General features: G+C 61.7%; 5 protein-coding genes. 1 reads left to right on the top strand and 4 read right to left on the bottom strand.

From position 1 onward, the window contains the following. Nucleotides 1-232: 232 nt before the first annotated feature. The 3 genes from BHC62_RS08825 to BHC62_RS08835 all read right to left on the bottom strand — a co-directional run bounded on the left by BHC62_RS08825 (nt 233) and on the right by BHC62_RS08835 (nt 9,459). Entirely contained in the window at nt 233-5,323 is a 5,091-nt protein-coding gene (locus BHC62_RS08825; protein ID WP_083335426.1) for an NEL-type E3 ubiquitin ligase domain-containing protein, read from the bottom strand. A 108-nt stretch (nt 5,324-5,431) separates the two neighbouring features. Continuing rightward, nucleotides 5,432-8,590 (bottom strand): transglycosylase domain-containing protein, encoded by a 3,159-nt coding sequence (locus tag BHC62_RS08830; RefSeq protein ID WP_071610015.1) that lies wholly within the window; start codon nt 8,588-8,590, stop codon nt 5,432-5,434. A gap of 410 nt (nt 8,591-9,000) precedes the next feature. Beyond that, nucleotides 9,001-9,459: a transposase gene (locus BHC62_RS08835; RefSeq protein WP_070994769.1), complete on the bottom strand. Its 459-nt coding sequence runs from the start codon at nt 9,457-9,459 to the stop codon at nt 9,001-9,003. A 740-nt stretch (nt 9,460-10,199) separates the two neighbouring features. Between BHC62_RS08835 and BHC62_RS08840 the strand changes: the two genes are divergently transcribed. Then, the gene (locus BHC62_RS08840) at nt 10,200-11,618 is read left to right on the top strand and encodes an amino acid permease (RefSeq protein WP_029297436.1); all 1,419 of its coding nucleotides are present in this window, start codon (nt 10,200-10,202) and stop codon (nt 11,616-11,618) included. A 36-nt stretch (nt 11,619-11,654) separates the two neighbouring features. Here the strand turns inward: BHC62_RS08840 and BHC62_RS08845 are convergent, their stop codons facing one another. Next, nucleotides 11,655-18,137: an NEL-type E3 ubiquitin ligase domain-containing protein gene (locus tag BHC62_RS08845; RefSeq protein ID WP_070994770.1), complete on the bottom strand. Its 6,483-nt coding sequence runs from the start codon at nt 18,135-18,137 to the stop codon at nt 11,655-11,657. Between the last annotated feature and the right edge of the window lie 64 nt (nt 18,138-18,201).

The following is an 18,201-nucleotide window of genomic DNA, read 5'->3' on the forward strand; positions in this document are numbered from 1 at the left end:
ACCTGCTGCCCCCGTCCCTGTGGCGAGCGGGCTTGCCCCGCGCTGGGTGGCGAAGCCGCCCCAAACCCTGCTGGCGCGGTGTGCCTGAAATATCTACGGCGGTTGGAGTGGGGCTGCTGCGCAGCCCATCGCGGGGCAAGCCCGCTCGCCACAGGAAGTCTGCAGGCCTTGAGAAGTTCGATTGCCACAACAGGCCGGCAGGCCAGGACACGCGCTGATTGTCCGCTCAGTGCTAAGTAAACTGGATTAAAGCCTGGCGGGTCAGGCGGCGGGCAAGTTCGTTGTAGTCATTTTGGATGCGCTCGTAAAAACCCAGCACGGTGCTGTCTGGCAGTGGTTGTTCGGTAAGTACCACGCTGTGTGGGATAACCAGTTCGTCGGCCAGGGCCACCAGTTGCTCGCGCACGTGTGTCTTGGCCTCGGCCGTCAGTTGGCCTGTGGACCATTGTTGGTGCAGTTCCAGCAGGTCCTGCAGTTGGCTGCCGGCCTTTTCCCGCAGTTCGTCCTGGGTGTTGAAGGCTTGGAGATGGGCGTCGTGCAGGTAGTCGTTCCAGAACGGTTGCTCCAGTACCCCGTTGACCAGCCCGTCACCTTGCTGCAACTGGCGAATCGCACGTGCGGCTTTGTCGAGATGGGCCTGGGTCACCCTGGCGGTGTTGCGGTAGACCATGTGTTCGGACACCCACGGCAGGTTCAGGCGTGTCTTGAGTCCGGTCTGGTAGGCGAGGTAGACCTGCACGTCATCCACCTGGCCTTCACCGCTGCCAAAGGTTTGCCCCAGGCCGCCTTCGCTGACCGGGGTGACGCGGTGCAGGACTTCTTCGCGCGCCAGTCGGTTGACCTGGTCCAGGCGCCAGGATTGCCTGGCCAGGTTCACCAGGCGGCTCTCGCGTTGGAGCAGTGCCTGCGGGGAGTTATCCTTGAGAATGTGTTCGAGCATAGTCTCGACCCCCATGCGATTGAATACATGCGCGCCGGCATCCGCGCAATTGACCGGTGTCGCGGCCAGGCTGAACATCCGCTCGCGAAACTGCGGGTTCTCATCCATCGCAAACAGCAACTGCCAGACCCGTATGGCCAGGTCTTCCCGGCCTTCGCGAAACAATTGCGCATCTATTTCGGTCTGGAATTCCACCGGTGGGCGCAACAGCTTGAGGAGGTCGAAAACTCCCTGGGAGCCATGCTCTTTTTCAACGTCGTCCCAGACCTTGATGGCCACGTCGCGCTCGTTGCCGTCCAGGCCGGATAGCCAATACTGCCGCTCGCTCGCACTGCTGCGTGGCGCCGTGCGATAGGGGTCGAAACCAAACGCCCGGCGGTAGCTGACAAAACGGTTTTCATCCTCGGGTTCGAGCTTGCCACGGTCCAGCCAACTGCCGGCGACGATGCGCGCACCCACCGAGTCTTCGGCGAATTGCGGCACGCTGCTGACCTCAGTGTGGGTCAGGTCCAGTTCGGGGATCGCCAGTCGGGGGCTGTCCAGGCCGACTGGCCATTGGGTGATACCGGTTCGGCGCAGGGCCAGTCGACGCAGTTCAGGCATCAGGCTGATGTCCGGTGGCACTTTCAGCTGGTTGTGCCCCTCCAGGTTCAAGGAGCGCAACTGCCACAGCCGTTTGAGCACCTCGTAGTCATAGCGCACCCACCTGATCGGGTTATGGCCCAGGTTCAGCGCGCTCAGGTGCTTCAGGTCGGTCAGTTGAGGGGGCAGGCCGGTCAGTTCGTTGTGGGACAGGTCCATGACACGCGCGCTGGGGAAGTTGTGCAGAAAGCCCATTTCCTGATCCTGCAGGCGCGTACCACTCAGGTTCAGGCGGGTGACATGGCTGAAGTCGGCCCGCAACGGTTCCATGTGGTGTATGTAGTGCCCCAGTACCAGCTCACTCAAGTCCAGCAGGGTGCCGCGCGCGCGGGGTTGCGTTGGCAACATGCTCTGGTAGGCGCCATCCTCCCAGCAGGTGCGCAACTCCTTGAGGATCATCTTGCGCATCAACAGTTCGTTTTCCGCGAGCACGCTGCCTGCCGGGCCGAGGGTTCGGCGTTTGCGAATGTAGTGCAGGTCTTCGAGCAGCAGCAGGTGGTCGGCTTGCAGCTTGACCAGCAATTGCTTACCCGCTGGGGTTTGGAGAAAGGGCGCGACCTGCGCGATCTCCTCTTCGTTGAGCGAGGGGCACAGTGTGCTCAGGGTTTCTCTGAACGTCGGCGTTTGCACCGGCCGGCGGCGAAACAAGCGGCGGAAGGCTTCGAAGCCGGGCTTTTGCAGCAGGCGTTGAGTGACGCCCTCGTCGGCCCGGCGTCGGCTGGGTGCTTCCAATACCGTACGGCGTGCGGCCAGGGGTTCAAGTTGCTCCTTGAGCCAGGCCCTGAATAGCTCGCCCTGGCCTGGCCGGTAGCCGAGCGCGTCAGCGGGGAGCACACGCAACAGGGCTTCGTAGAAACTGTACTGCGCCACGTCCGGTGCACCGTGGATCTGGTAGCGTCCCTGGCTTTGGTACAACAGGGTTTTCTGCGTGCCGGCGTCAGTCGGGCCGACCTGACAACGCAAGGGGCCATCGGCCGATTGCCTATGGATGGCGATGTTCAGGTCGCCCAGCGAGTCGCTGTTCAAGCGCACGATATTCAAGGCCATGCGCTCGGTATCCGGCGTCAGTAAGGCGTCGTCGTACAGGCCTTCGCTGGCGTGGCTGGCGCGTACTTCGTTGGCCAGTTCCCGGGCGAGGTTTTTCAGGCGCAGGGGGATGCGCTGCTCGCTGCTCATCACCTCCAGCTCCCCGGGCGAGGTGCGCAGCAGCAACAGGCTCACCAGATCGCTGGGCAGGTGCGGGAATTGCTGTTGAATCAGTTGGCCGTGGGGCGTGTCGAGCACTTCGCGGGTGCTATAGAGGTGGTTGAAAATCGTGGTCTTCTGCGGCACCAGGCGCTCGGCCAGTTGCCCGCGCAAGGCCTCGACCTGCCCGGATCGCGTGGCGGGCACCGGCGAGGGCAGTAGCGCCTTGAGTTCTGCCTCGCTGAGAAACGCCACGACGTGCTCGGGCAACTTGCTGGCCCGGACATCGTGATGGCTGATTTTCAGGGTGTTGGCGTGTGTGGCGTCGGTGGCTCCGTAGCGCATGGCATAGCCGCTCAAATCGTTATTGATAAACACATCGATGGCTTTGTCTGAGGGCCAGCCGGCCAGCTCGCTGATGGTTTGCACTGACCAATTGGTCGGCAGATCAGGCATGGCACCGGTGCGCATCTGCTGCGGTGCCTGCTCGACTTGCCGGTGCAGGCGGCGGCGCTTGAGGCTGTCGGCCAGCAGGGGCGGCGGCGGTTCGCGGTGGGCGTACATCATGCGCAAGGCGCCGTCGTGGGTGCCGCTGGTTTCACAGGCCTGCTCCAGCTCTGTGGGCGTGAGGCCCTGCGCCAAGGGGCCCAGGCGAGTGCGCAAGGTCTCACGGTCCCAGCTATGCGGGTCTTCTGCCTCATGCAGCCAGGCGCCATGGTCGTTGTGGTCGAGTTTCGGTGCATAGGCGTGCGGCCGGCTCGGGTGCTTGATCCGATATGTGTCGGCGGTGGGGTCGTGTTCGACTACATAGTGCCGGCCCTCCAGGCGCAGGATGGTGGTGTCGCCCTGGGCATGCAGGCCCAGGGCATCGGGCTGTGCGTCGCTGTGCAGTTGCAGGTCGTTGCGTGCGTAAGGCGTCAGGTCCGGGTTCCATAGGCGGGGTTGCCCGTCGACGTTGATCGGATGCAAGCCGTCGACAAACGACGAGCGCTTGAAGGCACTGCCAAGGCCTGCGCCGGCGGCGAAGGTGGCCAGTTGCACGACATCGGTGGCCACGCTGACAAGGTGGTCGGCCGCTTCGCGAAATTGCCCTTCAGCCAGGTCTACCAGGCCTTCGATGGCATCGCTGCTCAGTTGATAGGCGGTATAGGCCAGCATCAACTCACCGAGGAACGGCACGAAGGGTGTGATGACCAGCAGGGCGATGTTGAAAATATCCGCGACGATTTTTGTCAGGTTGTCCCACCAGGCCCAGCGCTGGTGGCTGTCGGCGTCGGTGGTGGCGACGGCAATCGTGCGCCCATCATTGAGAATCTTGTTCAGGGCTTGCTGATAGAGGTGCTCCCACAGATCACCGTCGATACGCACCGCCGAAAACTGCAGGCGGGGATTGTCCAGCGGCGTTTCGCGCCATTGCGGGCGCGGGTCCAGGGGTGATGCTTCATGCCACTGCACCCGGCACAAACGCTGATCCAGCCCGGCAAAGAAATGCCCGCGCAGCCCATGGTCGACAAACTGGCTGAAGAACTGCTGGTAAGTCTGCTGCCCCCGTGAGGGGATCGGCGCGTTGGCTTGCAGTTTGCGCGTCAGGTCGCGCATGAAGGTCAGGCTGGAGTCGTATTCCTTGACCGGGCTTTCGGGATCATGGGGGATATAGGCGATCAGTTTTGACACGCTGGATACCCGGTCCAGGTCTGCGGCAATCAGCAGGATCCCGGTCAGTGGCGCATCCAGAATGTGCAATTGGTAGAACTGCAACACCCCGCGCTCACTGCGCAATGCGCGCATCAACACCCCGTAGGCCGCCCGCCCCAGGTCTGGAACCTGTTGGTCATTGGTTTTCAGCGCCGCCAGTTGCGCGGCGGCTTTGAGGGCGGCTTTTTGGCTGGCGATGATGCTGTGCTTGAGTGCGGCGCGGGCGGCGGGATCGCTGGGCAGCAGGTGGTCTTGCAAATGCTGCTGATAGCGGGTGCCAAGGTCCAGTTCTCGGCACAGCGCCTTGAACTGCTGGATGGACATTTTGGGGTGCAGGGGTTTGAGGGTGAAGTGGCCCCGGTAGTCGGGTTGAGAGATGTAGCAGGAGTCGTCTTCAAAGGTTTCGCTCGCGGCAAAGTTATGCAGCGCCGCATCCAGCAGTGACACTTTGCGGCTGGTCACGCCAGGGACAATTGTGAGTGCGTACCAGGGCAATTTTTTGGGGATATACAGGTTGAGGAACGTACTTTTGACGTCGACGTTCAGGCGGTATTTGTCGTAGATGGCCTGCTTCAACAACGGCTCGGCAAACGCATACACGTCTTGCACTTCGCGCAGTTGGCGATCCACCGCGTTTTGCGCGCGCCAGCCTTCGGCATTGGTGCGCTGCAGCACTTGGTGTTGGCTGGGCGAGGCGCTGGCGTACCAGGCCGGTCGGGACAGCTCGGCGCTGCCCAATGGGCTGACCCTGGCCAGGGTGGCGGTGGTAAGCCAGTCGGGGATGAGCTGTGTTAGCCGTTCATAGTGGGGCCCTTTATAGAGTGTCGTAGGCGATTGGGCAGGAGTGGGCAGTTCGGGCATGCAGTAACGCTCGCTAGATGGTTTTAAGCATTAGCGTATCTGCTGAAGTTCAGAACAAAAGTTCAAAATCCTGGGGATGATTCGCGGTTCAAGTGCGGCAAAAGTTCATTATTCAAATGCATGTCTGAGATAACTAACACCCGGTTGCGGAGCCTGCGTGTATTCAACCGAAGTGGATGCCGGGGCCTGGCACAACGTGTGTGCGCCCGGTTGCAGGTAAGGGCTGAGGATCGGTGCCATCCCCTTGAGCACCTGGACCGGTAGCGCAGAGGTGAAGGTGAAGTTTTGCGCTGAACTGCCGGGGACAAAGGCCGTCAGCGTGCCGAAGTGCTGGTCGCCGATATAGAACACGAAAGTCGCAGTACGGTTGATCGACTTGGAACTGAGAATACGGCCACCGGCGCCCACGGCCTCGATGCGGTTGTCGCCGGTGCCGGTCTTGCCGCCCATGGTCAGGGGCGTGCCATCGGCGAGTTTGAAACTACCCGCCACGCGTTTGGCTGTGCCGGCGTCCACCACTTGCGACAGCGCGGCGCGCAGGGCCGTGGCCACCGCACTGGGCATCACCCGTTTGCCGCGGTCCGGGTCGTTGACCACGCGGGTGTCGTAGGGCGTGGCGGCGGCAAAGTGCAGGCTGTCGATGCGCAGCGGCGGCTGGCGCACGCCATCGTTGAGGATGGTGCCCACCAGCTCCGCCAGCGCTGCCGGACGGTCGCCCGAACTGCCGATGGCGGTGGCCAGGGACGGCACCAGGTGGTCGAAGGGATAGCCGACCTGCTGCCAGCGCTGGTGAATGTCCAGGAACGCTTCAATCTCCAGCATGGTGCGGATCCGACTGTCGCGGGCGCTCTTGTGCCGGCTCTTGAACAGCCAGCTGTAGACTTCCTGGCGCTCATGTTCGCTGGCGGCGACGGCCTGGGAGAACGTCGCGTCGGGGTGGTTGAGCAGGTAGCCCAACAGCCATAGGTCCAGCGGGTGGACCTTGGCGATATAGCCCTGGTCGGGCAGGTCGTAGGCCCCGGGGCCGTAGTTGATATAGAGCGTGTCGAGACGCGCATCGGTGAGTTTTTCAGCGCTTTTGGTCGCCGGCAGGTGGGCCCGGACGAAGCTGTTGAAACTCTGCTGACTGGCCTGCGGCAACAGGTAGCGATGCACGGCGGCCAGGCGCATGGCGGTGGGGTGCATGCTGTCGAGAAAGGTGTCGAGACGGGCCTGGGTGTCTTTGTTGCGGTACTTTTTCCAGAAGCGCAGCAGGAACGTGGTGCCCTCGCGGTCGGCAAAACGAGCCAGGTATTCCTGACGACGCGGGTCGCTGTCGTCCTTGAGCAACTCGGCGCTGTTGTTGGGCCCCTGGTAGGTGCTGTAGCGCACCAGGTCACGCATCAGACGGATGAACGGCAGGTTGATCGACTCGCGCAGGGCATCGCGCAGGGTCGGGTTGCGGCCGTTGTCTTCATTGCGAAAGTTATGGAAGCGATGCAAGCCGCCCCCAGTAAAAAAAGCTTCGCCGGGGCTGGCCGAGTATTGCCGGTCGAGGGCCGCATCAAGCATGTTCGCCAGGCTGTGGTCGTTGTGCTGTATCAGGTAATCCACGGCCCAGCGGGTCAGGCGATCCTGGTCGTTGACCTCGACTTTTTTCAGCGCGGCGGGCGCCTGGCCGGCATAGCGCTCATGCAATTCGCTGATCATCTGCAGGTAGGTGGTCAGCACCCGCAGCTTGGCGGTAGAGCCCAGTTCCAGCTTGCTGCCCTCGTTGATATCGAAGGGTTGGTCGGTGCTGTCGGTCTGCACCCGCACCCGCGCGCCGTCGGCGGTCATCTCGTAGAGGTTGAAGCTATAGCGCACCTGGGCGGTGCTGGTGGGCGTCAACAGGCGTGGGCCGAGCAGCCCCAATTGCGCGGCAAACGCCGGGTCTGCCAGGTGCTTGAGGTAGTCGGTGGCCTGGGTTTGCAGCTCGCTTTGCAGGGTGCTGGTGGCGGCCAGGTCCAGCCGATCCAGATCGTACAGCGGACGGTTGAGCAGGGCGGCCAGGCGGCTGCGCACCACGCTGATACCTTTGTTGGTTTCGATGGGTTGGATTGTCGGCTGTTGCTGCCAGTCGCGGTAAGTCACCTTGCTCGCCAGGGCGGCGTTGATCAGTGTCGGTTCGATCTCGCCACTTTGCCCCAGCAGGCGCAGGTGACTGTCGGTAAGGCTGGCCAGCTCATCGCGGCCTTTGGACAGGTAATGGGACGGGCGGCGCTGGGCGATCATCAGCGACAACACTTCGCGCAGGGCCAAGCCTTTTTGTGCCAGGTTTTTTGCATCGTTGCCTGCCAGCAGGGCGTTGGTCTGGTTGAAGTCGGCGCCGTACCAGACCCGCAGGCCTTCGGCGATGCCATGCACTTCACCATGCCCGGGAACGGCGGACAGCGGCACGCTGTTGAGGTAATCGCGCACGATATTTTGCCGCGCGGCCAGGGTTTGTGGACCGCCCTGGTAGGTGCGCACGCTGGCGGAAATCATCTGGCGGATCTTCTCGCCGCCGGAGAGGGTCAGCCCATCGGGGGAGTGACGATACTTTTCCAATTGCGTGGCCAGGGTACTGCCACCTGCGGTCTGGCCGGGAAGGTGCAGCAGCTTGGCCAGCTGCGACCACGCGGCCTTGGCAAAACGCGGCCAGTCCACGGCGGGGTTGGCCTGGGGTTGGGCGGGGTCCAGCAGGTCGCGGTTTTCAATAAACAGAAGACTGCTGACGATCACCGGGGGAATGGCGCTGAAGCTTGGATAGAACTGTTGTGGATAGTTGAACTGGTACAGCGGTTGCGCACGGCAGTCGCTGATCGACAAGCCGGCCTGAATCTTTTCGGCATAGGGTACGAACAGGCCATGGCGGGTGTAGTCCAGCAAGTCCTGGGAAAAGTGGGCCTGGCTCTGAATCAGGTAATTGCGCTGCCGCAGGCGCGGCAGGAAATCACCCAGTGCGCTGTAGCCCAGGCGTTTGTCGAAGGGGCCGTCTCCTGGGTACACAATGGCGTCGCTGGGCCCCGGTTGCACGGTGTACACCAGCGTGGCCGCGACACGGCTGAACTCCCGGGCTTGCCATTTGGAACTGCGCACCTCCCGCGAGGCGGCATACGCCAGAGCGACCAGCCCCACCACCAGCAAAAGCCAGAACCAGCGCCATCCGCGCCTGCGTCTACGGGGAATTTGTGGCAATGACTGATCGTCCGGACTGTCGGTGGGTTGCGCAGCGGTGGTCGAACCGGTTTGCCATAACGCGCCCATAGTCGATTGATCCATTCACGCAGATTGATCGGACTTGCCTGAAGCTTAGACGCTGGTTGGCGGGTAGGCAGAATTTGTATGTGGTCGTGGAGGGCGCCGCCCCAGAACCTTGTGCGGTGTGCCTGGAGAAACTGGGGTGGGTTTGTTGGGGCTGCTGCGCAGCCCAGCGCGGGGCAAGCCCGCTCGCCACAACGGGCGCTCCGGCACAGAAGGCAGGCTGGCGCGGTAAATGTGGAGAGGGGGCTTGTCCCCCGTTGGGTGGCGAAGCCGCCCCAAAACCTGCTTGCTCGGTGTGCCTGGAGAAAATGGGGTGGGTTTGTTGGGGCTGCTGCGTAGCCCAGCGCGGGGCAAGCCCGCTCGCCACAACAAGCCCGCTTGCCACGACGAACCCGGTTGCCACAGTAAGTGGGCTAAAGCCAGGTGGCGTCCCAGAGGGGGTAGTCACCGATGTGGTCGACCAAGCCGGCACGCAGGGGGTTGGCGACGATGTAGCGGGCAATTCGGCGAATGTCTTCTTCGGCGCGGACTGCGCGGTCGTGGTAGCCACTTTGCCAGAAGCGTTCCCTGATGCCCCGTGCGCGGTTGATGGTCAATGTGCTGCGGGACTTGGTCCTGCCGATGACCTGGGACAAGGGAGCGTCGCCTAGCTCAAATAACCAATGCAGGTGATCCGGCATGATGACCCATGCCAGCGAGTTGACCAGGCCCAGGTCATGGGTGTGCTTGAGTTCTGCAACCAATAACCTACCCAGGCGCAAGTTGCTGAATAGTGGATAGCGTTGGTGGACCACGGTGGTGATGAGATAGGCCCGCCCTGGCTCGCAATAGCGGCCCAGGCGTAACAAATGGGAGTTGGGTTTCTGGGGCAATCCTTTGCTCCTTGAGGTGGAAGGTTTATTGACCCTAGTACTTGGTGTTGGAACGAGATCCTGAAATCGGTGTGCGGATGTATCTGTGATGGGGGGATGCCCTAGGGCCGGAGCGCTGTAGGGGGCGCGGGCGACGCCAGAACCTTATTGCTCGGTGTGTCTGGGGTAACCGAGGTGCTGGTGTTGGGGCTGCTGCGCAGCCCAGCGCGGGGCAAGCCCGCTTGCCACAACGGGCGCTCTGGCCGCAGTCGGGGGGCTGGCGCGGTAAATGTGGAGAGGGGGCTTGTCCCCCGTTGGGTGGCGAAGCCGCCCCAAAACCTGCTTGCTCAATGCCCCTGGAGTCACTGGGCGGATAGCCCGTTCGCCATGATGGGCGCTGGCCTGGAATAGCTGGTTTAGAGCCTTTAAGGCAGGTATATCCGCCGAAGGTAGGGGCATGACGGCGCCCCCGCCCTGTGCAATACTCGCCGGCGTTTATTGAAGGCGATTCCTACAGGTCTCAGGGAATGCTCCTCTGTCGAGCCGGGGTTTTCCGGGACTTATCGCTGAACTTTGCTGCTTATTGAGTGAAAAGCCCTACTTGCGGCTTTTTATACTGCACCGCCGCCAAGCTGGCCGGTTTAACCGGGCCAGACGGGCTTGTCCAAAAGGCGAGCCTGGTACGACATCCTTATGGCGACCCGCCGTGAGGATGGACACTGGGTGGTTCCTATCCAATAACAAGATGAGGTTGTACCCCTATGCCCGTTGGCAATCACCTGCCCCACGGCGAGACCGCTTCCGGCGGCCCGCTCAAACGTGAACTGGGCGAACGGCATATTCGCCTGATGGCGCTTGGCGCCTGTATCGGTGTCGGTCTGTTCCTGGGTTCGGCCAAGGCCATCGAAATGGCCGGCCCGGCAATCATGCTGTCGTACATCATCGGCGGCCTGGCGATCCTGGTGATCATGCGTGCCCTCGGCGAAATGGCGGTGCATAACCCCGTCGCCGGTTCGTTCAGCCGTTATGCCCAGGATTACCTCGGCCCGTTGGCGGGCTTTCTCACTGGCTGGAACTATTGGTTCCTGTGGCTGGTGACCTGTGTGGCCGAAATCACCGCCGTCGCCGTGTACATGGGCGTCTGGTTCCCCGATACGCCCCGCTGGATCTGGGCCCTGGCGGCCCTGGTGAGCATGGGCACGATCAACCTGATCGCCGTGAAGGCGTTCGGTGAGTTCGAGTTCTGGTTCGCCCTGATCAAGATCGTCACCATCATTGCCATGGTCATCGGCGGCGTCGGTATCATCGCCTTTGGCTTCGGCAACGACGGTGTGGCGCTGGGCATTTCCAACCTGTGGGCCCACGGCGGCTTCCTGCCCAATGGTGTGCAGGGCGTGTTGATGTCGTTGCAGATGGTGATGTTCGCCTACCTCGGCGTGGAGATGATCGGCCTGACCGCCGGCGAAGCGAAGAACCCGCAGAAGACTATCCCGAACGCCATCGGCTCGGTGTTCTGGCGGATTCTGCTGTTCTACGTCGGTGCGTTGTTCGTGATTCTGTCGATCTACCCGTGGAACGAAATCGGTACCCAGGGCAGCCCGTTTGTCATGACCTTTGAGCGTCTGGGCATCAAGACGGCGGCCGGTATCATCAACTTCGTGGTGATTACCGCGGCGCTGTCGTCCTGCAACGGTGGGATCTTCAGCACCGGGCGCATGCTCTACAGCCTGGCGCAGAACGGCCAGGCCCCAGCGACATTCGGCACCACCTCCAGCAATGGCGTACCGCGTCGTGCGCTACTGCTGTCGATCTTCGCCTTGCTGCTGGGCGTACTGCTCAACTACCTGGTGCCTGAAAAAGTGTTCGTGTGGGTGACGTCCATCGCCACCTTCGGCGCGATCTGGACCTGGGTGATGATCCTCCTGGCGCAGCTCAAGTTCCGTAAGAGCCTGAGCCCCGCCGAGAACAAGGCGTTGAAGTACCGCATGTGGTTGTACCCGGTCAGTTCGTACCTGGCGCTGGCCTTCCTGGTGCTGGTGGTGGGCCTGATGGCGTACTTCCCCGATACCCGCATTGCGTTGTATGTCGGCCCGGCCTTCCTGGTGTTGCTGACCGTGTTGTTCTACACGTTCAAACTGCAACCGACCCAGGTCAGCCAGGGCTCGCCTCGCTCGGTTTGACGCAACATGCCCCGGCCCTACGCGCCGGGGCATGTCTTACGTGCGTTGCAATGCCGCCTGGGTGGCGACCGTCAGTTGTCGCACCAGGCGGTTCTGCTCTGCCTGCTCCAGGTCGACCAGTGACTGACGGCGCTCCAGGTACTCGTCCGAGTACTTGTCCTGTACTTCCTGCTCCAGCAGGCCGACTTTGTAGCGGATGGTGTCCTTGACGGAAGCAAAAGGCTCCGGGTGGCTCCTGGCCAGGTATTCGATCCAGAATCCTTCCATAAGCAACCATTCCTGCATGGCAGGGCTCTGGCCGAGCCTGCGCAGTTTTTCCCGTGCGCCACTGATGACTTCATTCGTCACGTAGTCTTCGACGGTGTACAGCAGTTCCAGTGGATAGAAAGGCAGTTTGAACTCCTTGGCCAATTCGGCACGCATGAAAATGGTGACCTCGGCCGGGTCGACTTCCAGGCCGGCCACTTCCCGATCGTGAATAAACTTGTCGCTGATATGGTCCAGTTGGTTGAGGTAGAACCGCCCGGCGGACAAGTCCATCAGTGCGCGGTCACTGGCATAGCTGCGGCTTTGCAACTTGGCCAGGTGAATCTGGTGTTGAAGCTCCATGTTGGTAAAGGCCAACAACACACTGTCGCCACAGTCACCTGAACCATAGGTGTTGAGGTACACGTTGTTGCGCAATTCGGTGGACTCCCCCATGGCCTGCAGCAAGGTCCACACCCTTTGGGTCAGCGCGTTGCGCGACGCGCCCGCTGCGATGTACGCATAGGTTTGAGTCAGGTCCGTGAGCACCCGGAAGGCATCGTCGGGGCTGGCGCCTTCATGGGCCTTGAGTTGCTCCCATAACGCCCTGCGGGCCGGAACATCGGCAGCGGGTACACCGCTCAACCATTGGGACACGCCGTCCGTCGCTGGCGGTTGATGCCTGGAGCCAAGCACACCGCCCAGCCGCACGCCCGTGTTGCGTCGGTACTCTTCGATACGCTCCAGGGTGGCCGGCGAGAGGGGGTTGTCGTGCAGCAGGATATTGCGGCGGGGCAAGCCGATGCGTTCCTGGGTGAATACCGCTTCAGGGATCTCGCTGATGGCGTTCTCCTGCAGGTGCAGTTCCTCCAGGCGGGCGAGCGTCTCCGCTCCGATGGGCCATTGGGTCAACCCGGTATTCACCAACTGCAGACGGTGCAGCTGGCTCATGGCGCTCACATCCGGGGTCACGCCAAGGTGGGGGTTGTTGTCCATATTCAACTCGCGCAGGTTGACCATGGAGGCCAGGCGCTGGGCCGAAGCCTCGGTGAGTCGGATGTCGTTGCCACTGAGGCTCAAGTGTGTGAGCTGAGTCATGTCAGTGATGGCGCTGGGTAACTCGGTCAACATGCAATCCAGATGCAGCCCTCGCAACCCGGCGAACTTGCTGAGGAAGTCACTGGCCGTTTGAGGCAAGTGATTACCCGCGATTTTCAGGAAGTCGATGTGCGCAAACCCCTGGGTGCCGCTGATGAAATCGGCGGGGGGCAGGTTGCCGTCGTCCAATTGCAGCTCGACGAATTGGGCGTCCAATATCCCCGCCAGATAGAGCGAACGACTTTCCCGGCGCCACGCTGAACACAACTGCTGGGCAATGTAGCGGCGGTTGCCCAGGCTCATACCCAGTGGGTCGCGCAGGTGTTCGTCCTCGCTCGCGGGTGTGTCGGCCCAGCGTGACAGTGCCGTTTCCATCGCTTGGTATTCGGTACGCCGCCGTTCGATTTCAATCAGCGCCGCCGGCTCGCTCAGGTTCATCGATTGGATCAGTTGCCGGGCTTGATCGTTGTCCATCCGGGGGTAAAGTTCCTGGACCTTGGTGACCAGGTCGGGCGATCGATTACCGCTGAACGGCCAGAACCGGCTCCAGAACGGGTACACCAGGAGTGTGCGCTCACCCCCCATCGGCGGCACCATCCAGGGTTGCAGGTGTTTGAGGTCCAGCAGGCTTTTGATCGCTACCCGTTGGTTGAGCGCCAGGGTGAGAATCTGTTGGCGCAGCGCGGCAATGCCCGCGTCGTCGGTCACCTCCAACGCGACTTTTTCACTCTCGGACAACGTAGACACAATCACCTCCAGCAAGCGGTTCGACGGTTGCCCCACAGGCTTGCCCGCTGCGTCGTAAGCCTGATAACCACCTTGGGTCCGGGCGATCTGTCGATGTTGGCTGGCGGTGCGCGGACCTGCGCTTTGCAGCAGGTGCCCCTGCAGGTTTGCCTGGTGGATGTCGATGCGCAGTTCCGCCGGCCAGGTGGGCAGATCCTTGAGCAAATGTGCGGTGATCCGGTCGCTGTCGGCGTTGCTGCACGCTTCGCTGTACAGACCTTCATAGGCCCGGTTCAGGCGCACCTCATCGGCCGACAGGCGCGCCTGCTCGGCAAGGCGCAGACCGGGGGCTTTCTTTTGTTGCAGTTGCTTGAGTTCCCGGGGGGTGGCTTGTCCGAGGATCGCCTGGACACTACTGGTGGGCAAGTGTGGATGGTGGGCTTTGAATTGCCGGACCGATTCAGGCCCATCGTTTTCGCTACGTTGGTAGATCGAGTCGAGTAACTGCGATTTTTCCTTTTCGGTGAACTCGACGATCTGTTTCACCAGCTTGAACAAGCGGTCATTGCTGGATTCTGGCAGTTCACCGAGCAAGGCCTGGGTCAACTCATCGTTGGCGATGACGTTGTCCAGCAGCCTGGCGTTTTCATAGTCACTCTTTTTGACCAGCAATGCCTTGTCGTTTGGCGGGTTGCGATCTGGGTATTGCTGGATGACCCGGTTGTCGCTGTCGATTACACGAATGGCGTGACTGTCGGGCCAGCTTGGCAGGCTGGAGAGCACCAGCAGTTGCAAGTCCGGGCGGGCGATACGCGAGGTAGGGGTGTTGCCCAGTGCTTCGATGAACTGCAGGATTTCCTGTTCGATCTTCAGGCGCTTGCAGGTATCGGCCAGCAATGGGGGAGCGGTAAGCCCTGCATGGTGGATGTGGCGCAGGAGCCTGGGCGGGGTGTCGGTGAGGGCCAGGATATTGACCGACTCGGCCTGGGTGAAGGCGTACGGGTGATTGCCCAGGCGGTAGAGCAACTCGTGGTCGCTCCAGATCATCGGGTTCTCGCTGGCCAGGCGCCAGGCACCTTGGCCGTTGTGAGACAGCACGGGGGTTTCGACCCCGATTTTCTCGGGGTGGACCAGGCGCCATTTGTACAGGCTCTTGTCAAAACTGACCCGGTACAGCGAGCCGTAGAGCGGCAGGAAGTGTTGAGCATCCCATTGAAAAATACCCTGGGCGTTCGGCGCCAGGTCGGTGGGCAGCTTCAGGGTCTGTTCGTATTGCATCAGCGAACCGTTGGCCAGGCTGACATACCCCGCCGGGCTGCGTTGGCTGCTCATGTAATTGCCCAGTTTGGTGCGCAGGCCCAGGGTGTCGGTGGCGCTGGTCATGCCCAGCAACAGACGTTCGTGGGGCTGCAACACCGAACCGATGGCCAGGTAGAAACTGTCTACGGTGGCGGGCACTGGAATCGTACCGCCGTTAAGCATGTCGTATGCCTCATAGACCCCGTTGCCGTAATGGCGCAACTCCACGGTGGGATCCTGTGGCCCGCTTGAAACGTAAGGTTTGGCGGTATCGCCGGTGACCACTTCGGTGATGACGAACGGGCGCTTGAGGGTGTTGCGCACCAGCGCCGAGGCGAACTCCCTGGCCCATTGGTCAATATCGTTACTGTAGGCGCGGGGGTGGTACAAGCCGTCGATGGCCGCATCGATGCGCAGCGCGGTACGGTGGTTGTCCAACCGCTCATGAAAGGCAGCCGGCAGCGAACCATGCTGCAAGTAAGCCTGTTGCTGGCGTGGCGTCAGAGGGTGCTCCTGCAACAGGCGTTCCAGATTGGCCGGTGACAAGGGGCGGTTGAGGTCACGCAGCTTTTTCAGTAAGGGGGTGACGGTCACCAAAGGCGGCGGAGCTTGAAAGGGAAGAAAACGGCGTACATTCGCCGGGGCAAGCAGCTCGCTTTTTTCGTAACCGGCGTAATTCACCAGCGCGCTGAACACACTCAGCCGCTCGTCGCGGACCAGGGTCGTGACCTGCTGGCGCAGCCGCGTGATGCGTTGCGCGGTAGTCTGAGCGGCGTGGCCTTCGATGCCCAGGCGCGAGGTGCCAGGTTGCAGCACGATGATCAGGCTCAACAGCGGCTCGTTGGTATTGGATGGCGGGTGCGCAGCGCCCAGGGCGCTATAGCGGCCATCATCGCCGCGGACAATGTTGATGGTGTGTGCGTCGAGGGGCACGACCTCGGTTTTGCTGAAGCTTTCGATCACTGTGTGCTGGGGGTCGCGGATGCTCAAGGTGGCGTTGGCGGGCCACTGCGGCAGTTGTGTCAGCAGGCAAAACACCGCGCTGTCGCCGTAGGGGGGGAGGTAGCCGGGCTCGTTGAAACGGTTGATCAGCAGTTGGATCAATTGATCAGCCTGCACGCGCCGTACCCCTTCGGTCAGGTTCAACGGCGCCGGCTCCGAGCGCCAGACCTTGTCCAGCGCAGTACGGGTGGTGGCGGTGCTGCGCAGCATGGTTTGCAGATCTGTCGCCGGTGCCACGGAGGCGCCGTTGGGCAGCATGCGTTGCAGCAACTCGATGTCCGAGAGCGCGTGGGCGTTGTGCAGGTCGACCTCCCACGCCTGTTTTGCTGGATTAAAAAAAATCGGCGGTGCGTAGCCCTCGTTGCGTTGGTGCTTGAGCACGTAGCGCATCTGCTGGTCGTCGTGCTTGACCTTGGCCACCAGAAATTGCTCATTCTGGTTCAGCTTGACGTATTGCTCGCCATCGACGTAGTAGATCCCCAGTGCATCGGGCCTGCGGCCGTCGAGCAGCGCCTGGCGGTCATGGGCATAGGGCTGTGCGTCTGGTTTCCACAGGCGCTGGTTGCTGGTTTTGCGCGGGTTGCCGATGTTCTGCATCAGTTTTTGCATACGCCGGCGCTGCAAGCGGCCGGCGGTTGCGGTCAGCCGGCCGCTGACGATCAGGTCGGCCACATCTGTCAGGCTGCTGGCAAACGCTAAGGCTTCGCCTTTCACCGCTTGATCCAGGCCTTGGATCACGCTGTAGGTCAGGCTCCCGAGCATCAGCAGTTGGGTGATGCGCATCATGCCGGTGAGGCCACCGGGCATAGGCATCAGGAGTAAACCGAGAACTTCGCCCGTGATCTCCTGCGCCGCATTCTTGAGGGCTTCCCAGTCGGCCTCGGCGCGATCAACGGCAAGTGTATCCAGGTCAGTCTTGCAGCGTTGGATCTGTCGGTAAGTCAGGGCCTGCACCAGGCTTACTGGTGGCCCTGACTTGGGGTCGGCGGTGAAGCGGATGTCGTCAAGGGTTCTGCGCGGGAAGGCTTTGTGAAACCCGTCATACAGGGCCCCCTCCAGCCAACCCAGGTTTTGCGGACGCGTCTTATGGCTCAACAGTTTGTTGAAGACGGACATGCCTACCAGGGGTAACTGCCGGGAAAACCAGCCCAGATCATGTTGTTGATGGCTATCGTGCAGTTGCTGGCGGAACGCCTGTTCGGCGGCGCGTGCGTCGGGGTGATAGCGCAGCGCGCCCCCTGGGCGGAATGGAAAGTACGACAGCACACCCAGGGCTGCGACACGAATCAGCAGCAGGGGCACTGGAATGATGTTTTCCCAGGGGACGAAGGGAACGGCCACCACCAAGGTTACGCCTGAGGTCAGGCCTAGTGTTTCAATCTCCGGTTGAGCACCGGTGTTCTCAATCGCCGCATTGAGCTTGTCGTACATTTCACGGGTAAGACCGCTTTGGGCCCGGTTGCGCCAGGCGTCCAGCACGTCGAACTGCAGGAGCGTGCGCGCCGAAGTGCCCATCAGGCGACGAAGCAGGCCGTTATCGCCCAAGGTGGCGTGGATCCGGTTTTTCAGCTGGCCACCCAGATCCAGTTCGCGTGCCACGTCGATAAACTCCTGCGCCGAGAGGCTGCGGTCATCGCCAGGGCCAATCACCTTGCTGGCTTGGACCAGGCTGTAGCCAGACTCGGTAATCCTGCCGTAGGTAAAGCCAAAGTTGAGGCAGGCCGCCTCCCATAACGTCATGCTTTTAACGTGGTCGATGTAGTCCCAGTCTTCTGCGTAGGAGCGGCGGCGAAAGCGAGTGCGTTCGTCGCGTTTCGGCTCCCAGGGGAAAGGCTTTTCGATTTTTTCCCGGTAGGTGGTATCGAAGCGGAAGGCTTCGGGATCGCGCCCGCCAATCCGGCTGCGCAGTTGGGCCAGGCCTTCGGTCTTGAAGGCCTGGACCAGGCGGTCCTTTTCGGTTTCGACTGCAGACAGGGCCGTCAGGGACTCGCGCTGCAGTTGCACATAGCGCTTTTGTTCATCGGGCGTGAGGCCGCTCAAGGCTTGCGTGAGGTTTTGCCGGATCTGCTCAATGGCCTCCTGTTGTTCCCAGGAGGTGCTCGATTGCAGGTTGCCGGATAAACCGTGGAGTAACTCAGAGGTCGGCATAAGGGACTGGCCTTTCACAAATTAAGTGGAAGGCCGATGTAATCATCGCCGGTGCGTCACCTGG

The sequence above is a fragment of the Pseudomonas sp. 06C 126 genome, assembly GCF_001855215.1.
Classification (GTDB): domain Bacteria; phylum Pseudomonadota; class Gammaproteobacteria; order Pseudomonadales; family Pseudomonadaceae; genus Aquipseudomonas; species Aquipseudomonas proteolytica.

Excerpts from the sequence above, each read along its gene's own strand:
- BHC62_RS08825 (WP_083335426.1), bottom strand. The coding sequence starts at position 5,323 with ATGCCCGAACTGCCCACTCCTGCCCAATCGCCTACGACACTCTATAAA.
- BHC62_RS08830 (WP_071610015.1), bottom strand. The coding sequence starts at position 8,590 with ATGGGCGCGTTATGGCAAACCGGTTCGACCACCGCTGCGCAACCCACC.
- BHC62_RS08840 (WP_029297436.1), top strand. The coding sequence starts at position 10,200 with ATGCCCGTTGGCAATCACCTGCCCCACGGCGAGACCGCTTCCGGCGGC.
- BHC62_RS08845 (WP_070994770.1), bottom strand. The coding sequence starts at position 18,137 with ATGCCGACCTCTGAGTTACTCCACGGTTTATCCGGCAACCTGCAATCG.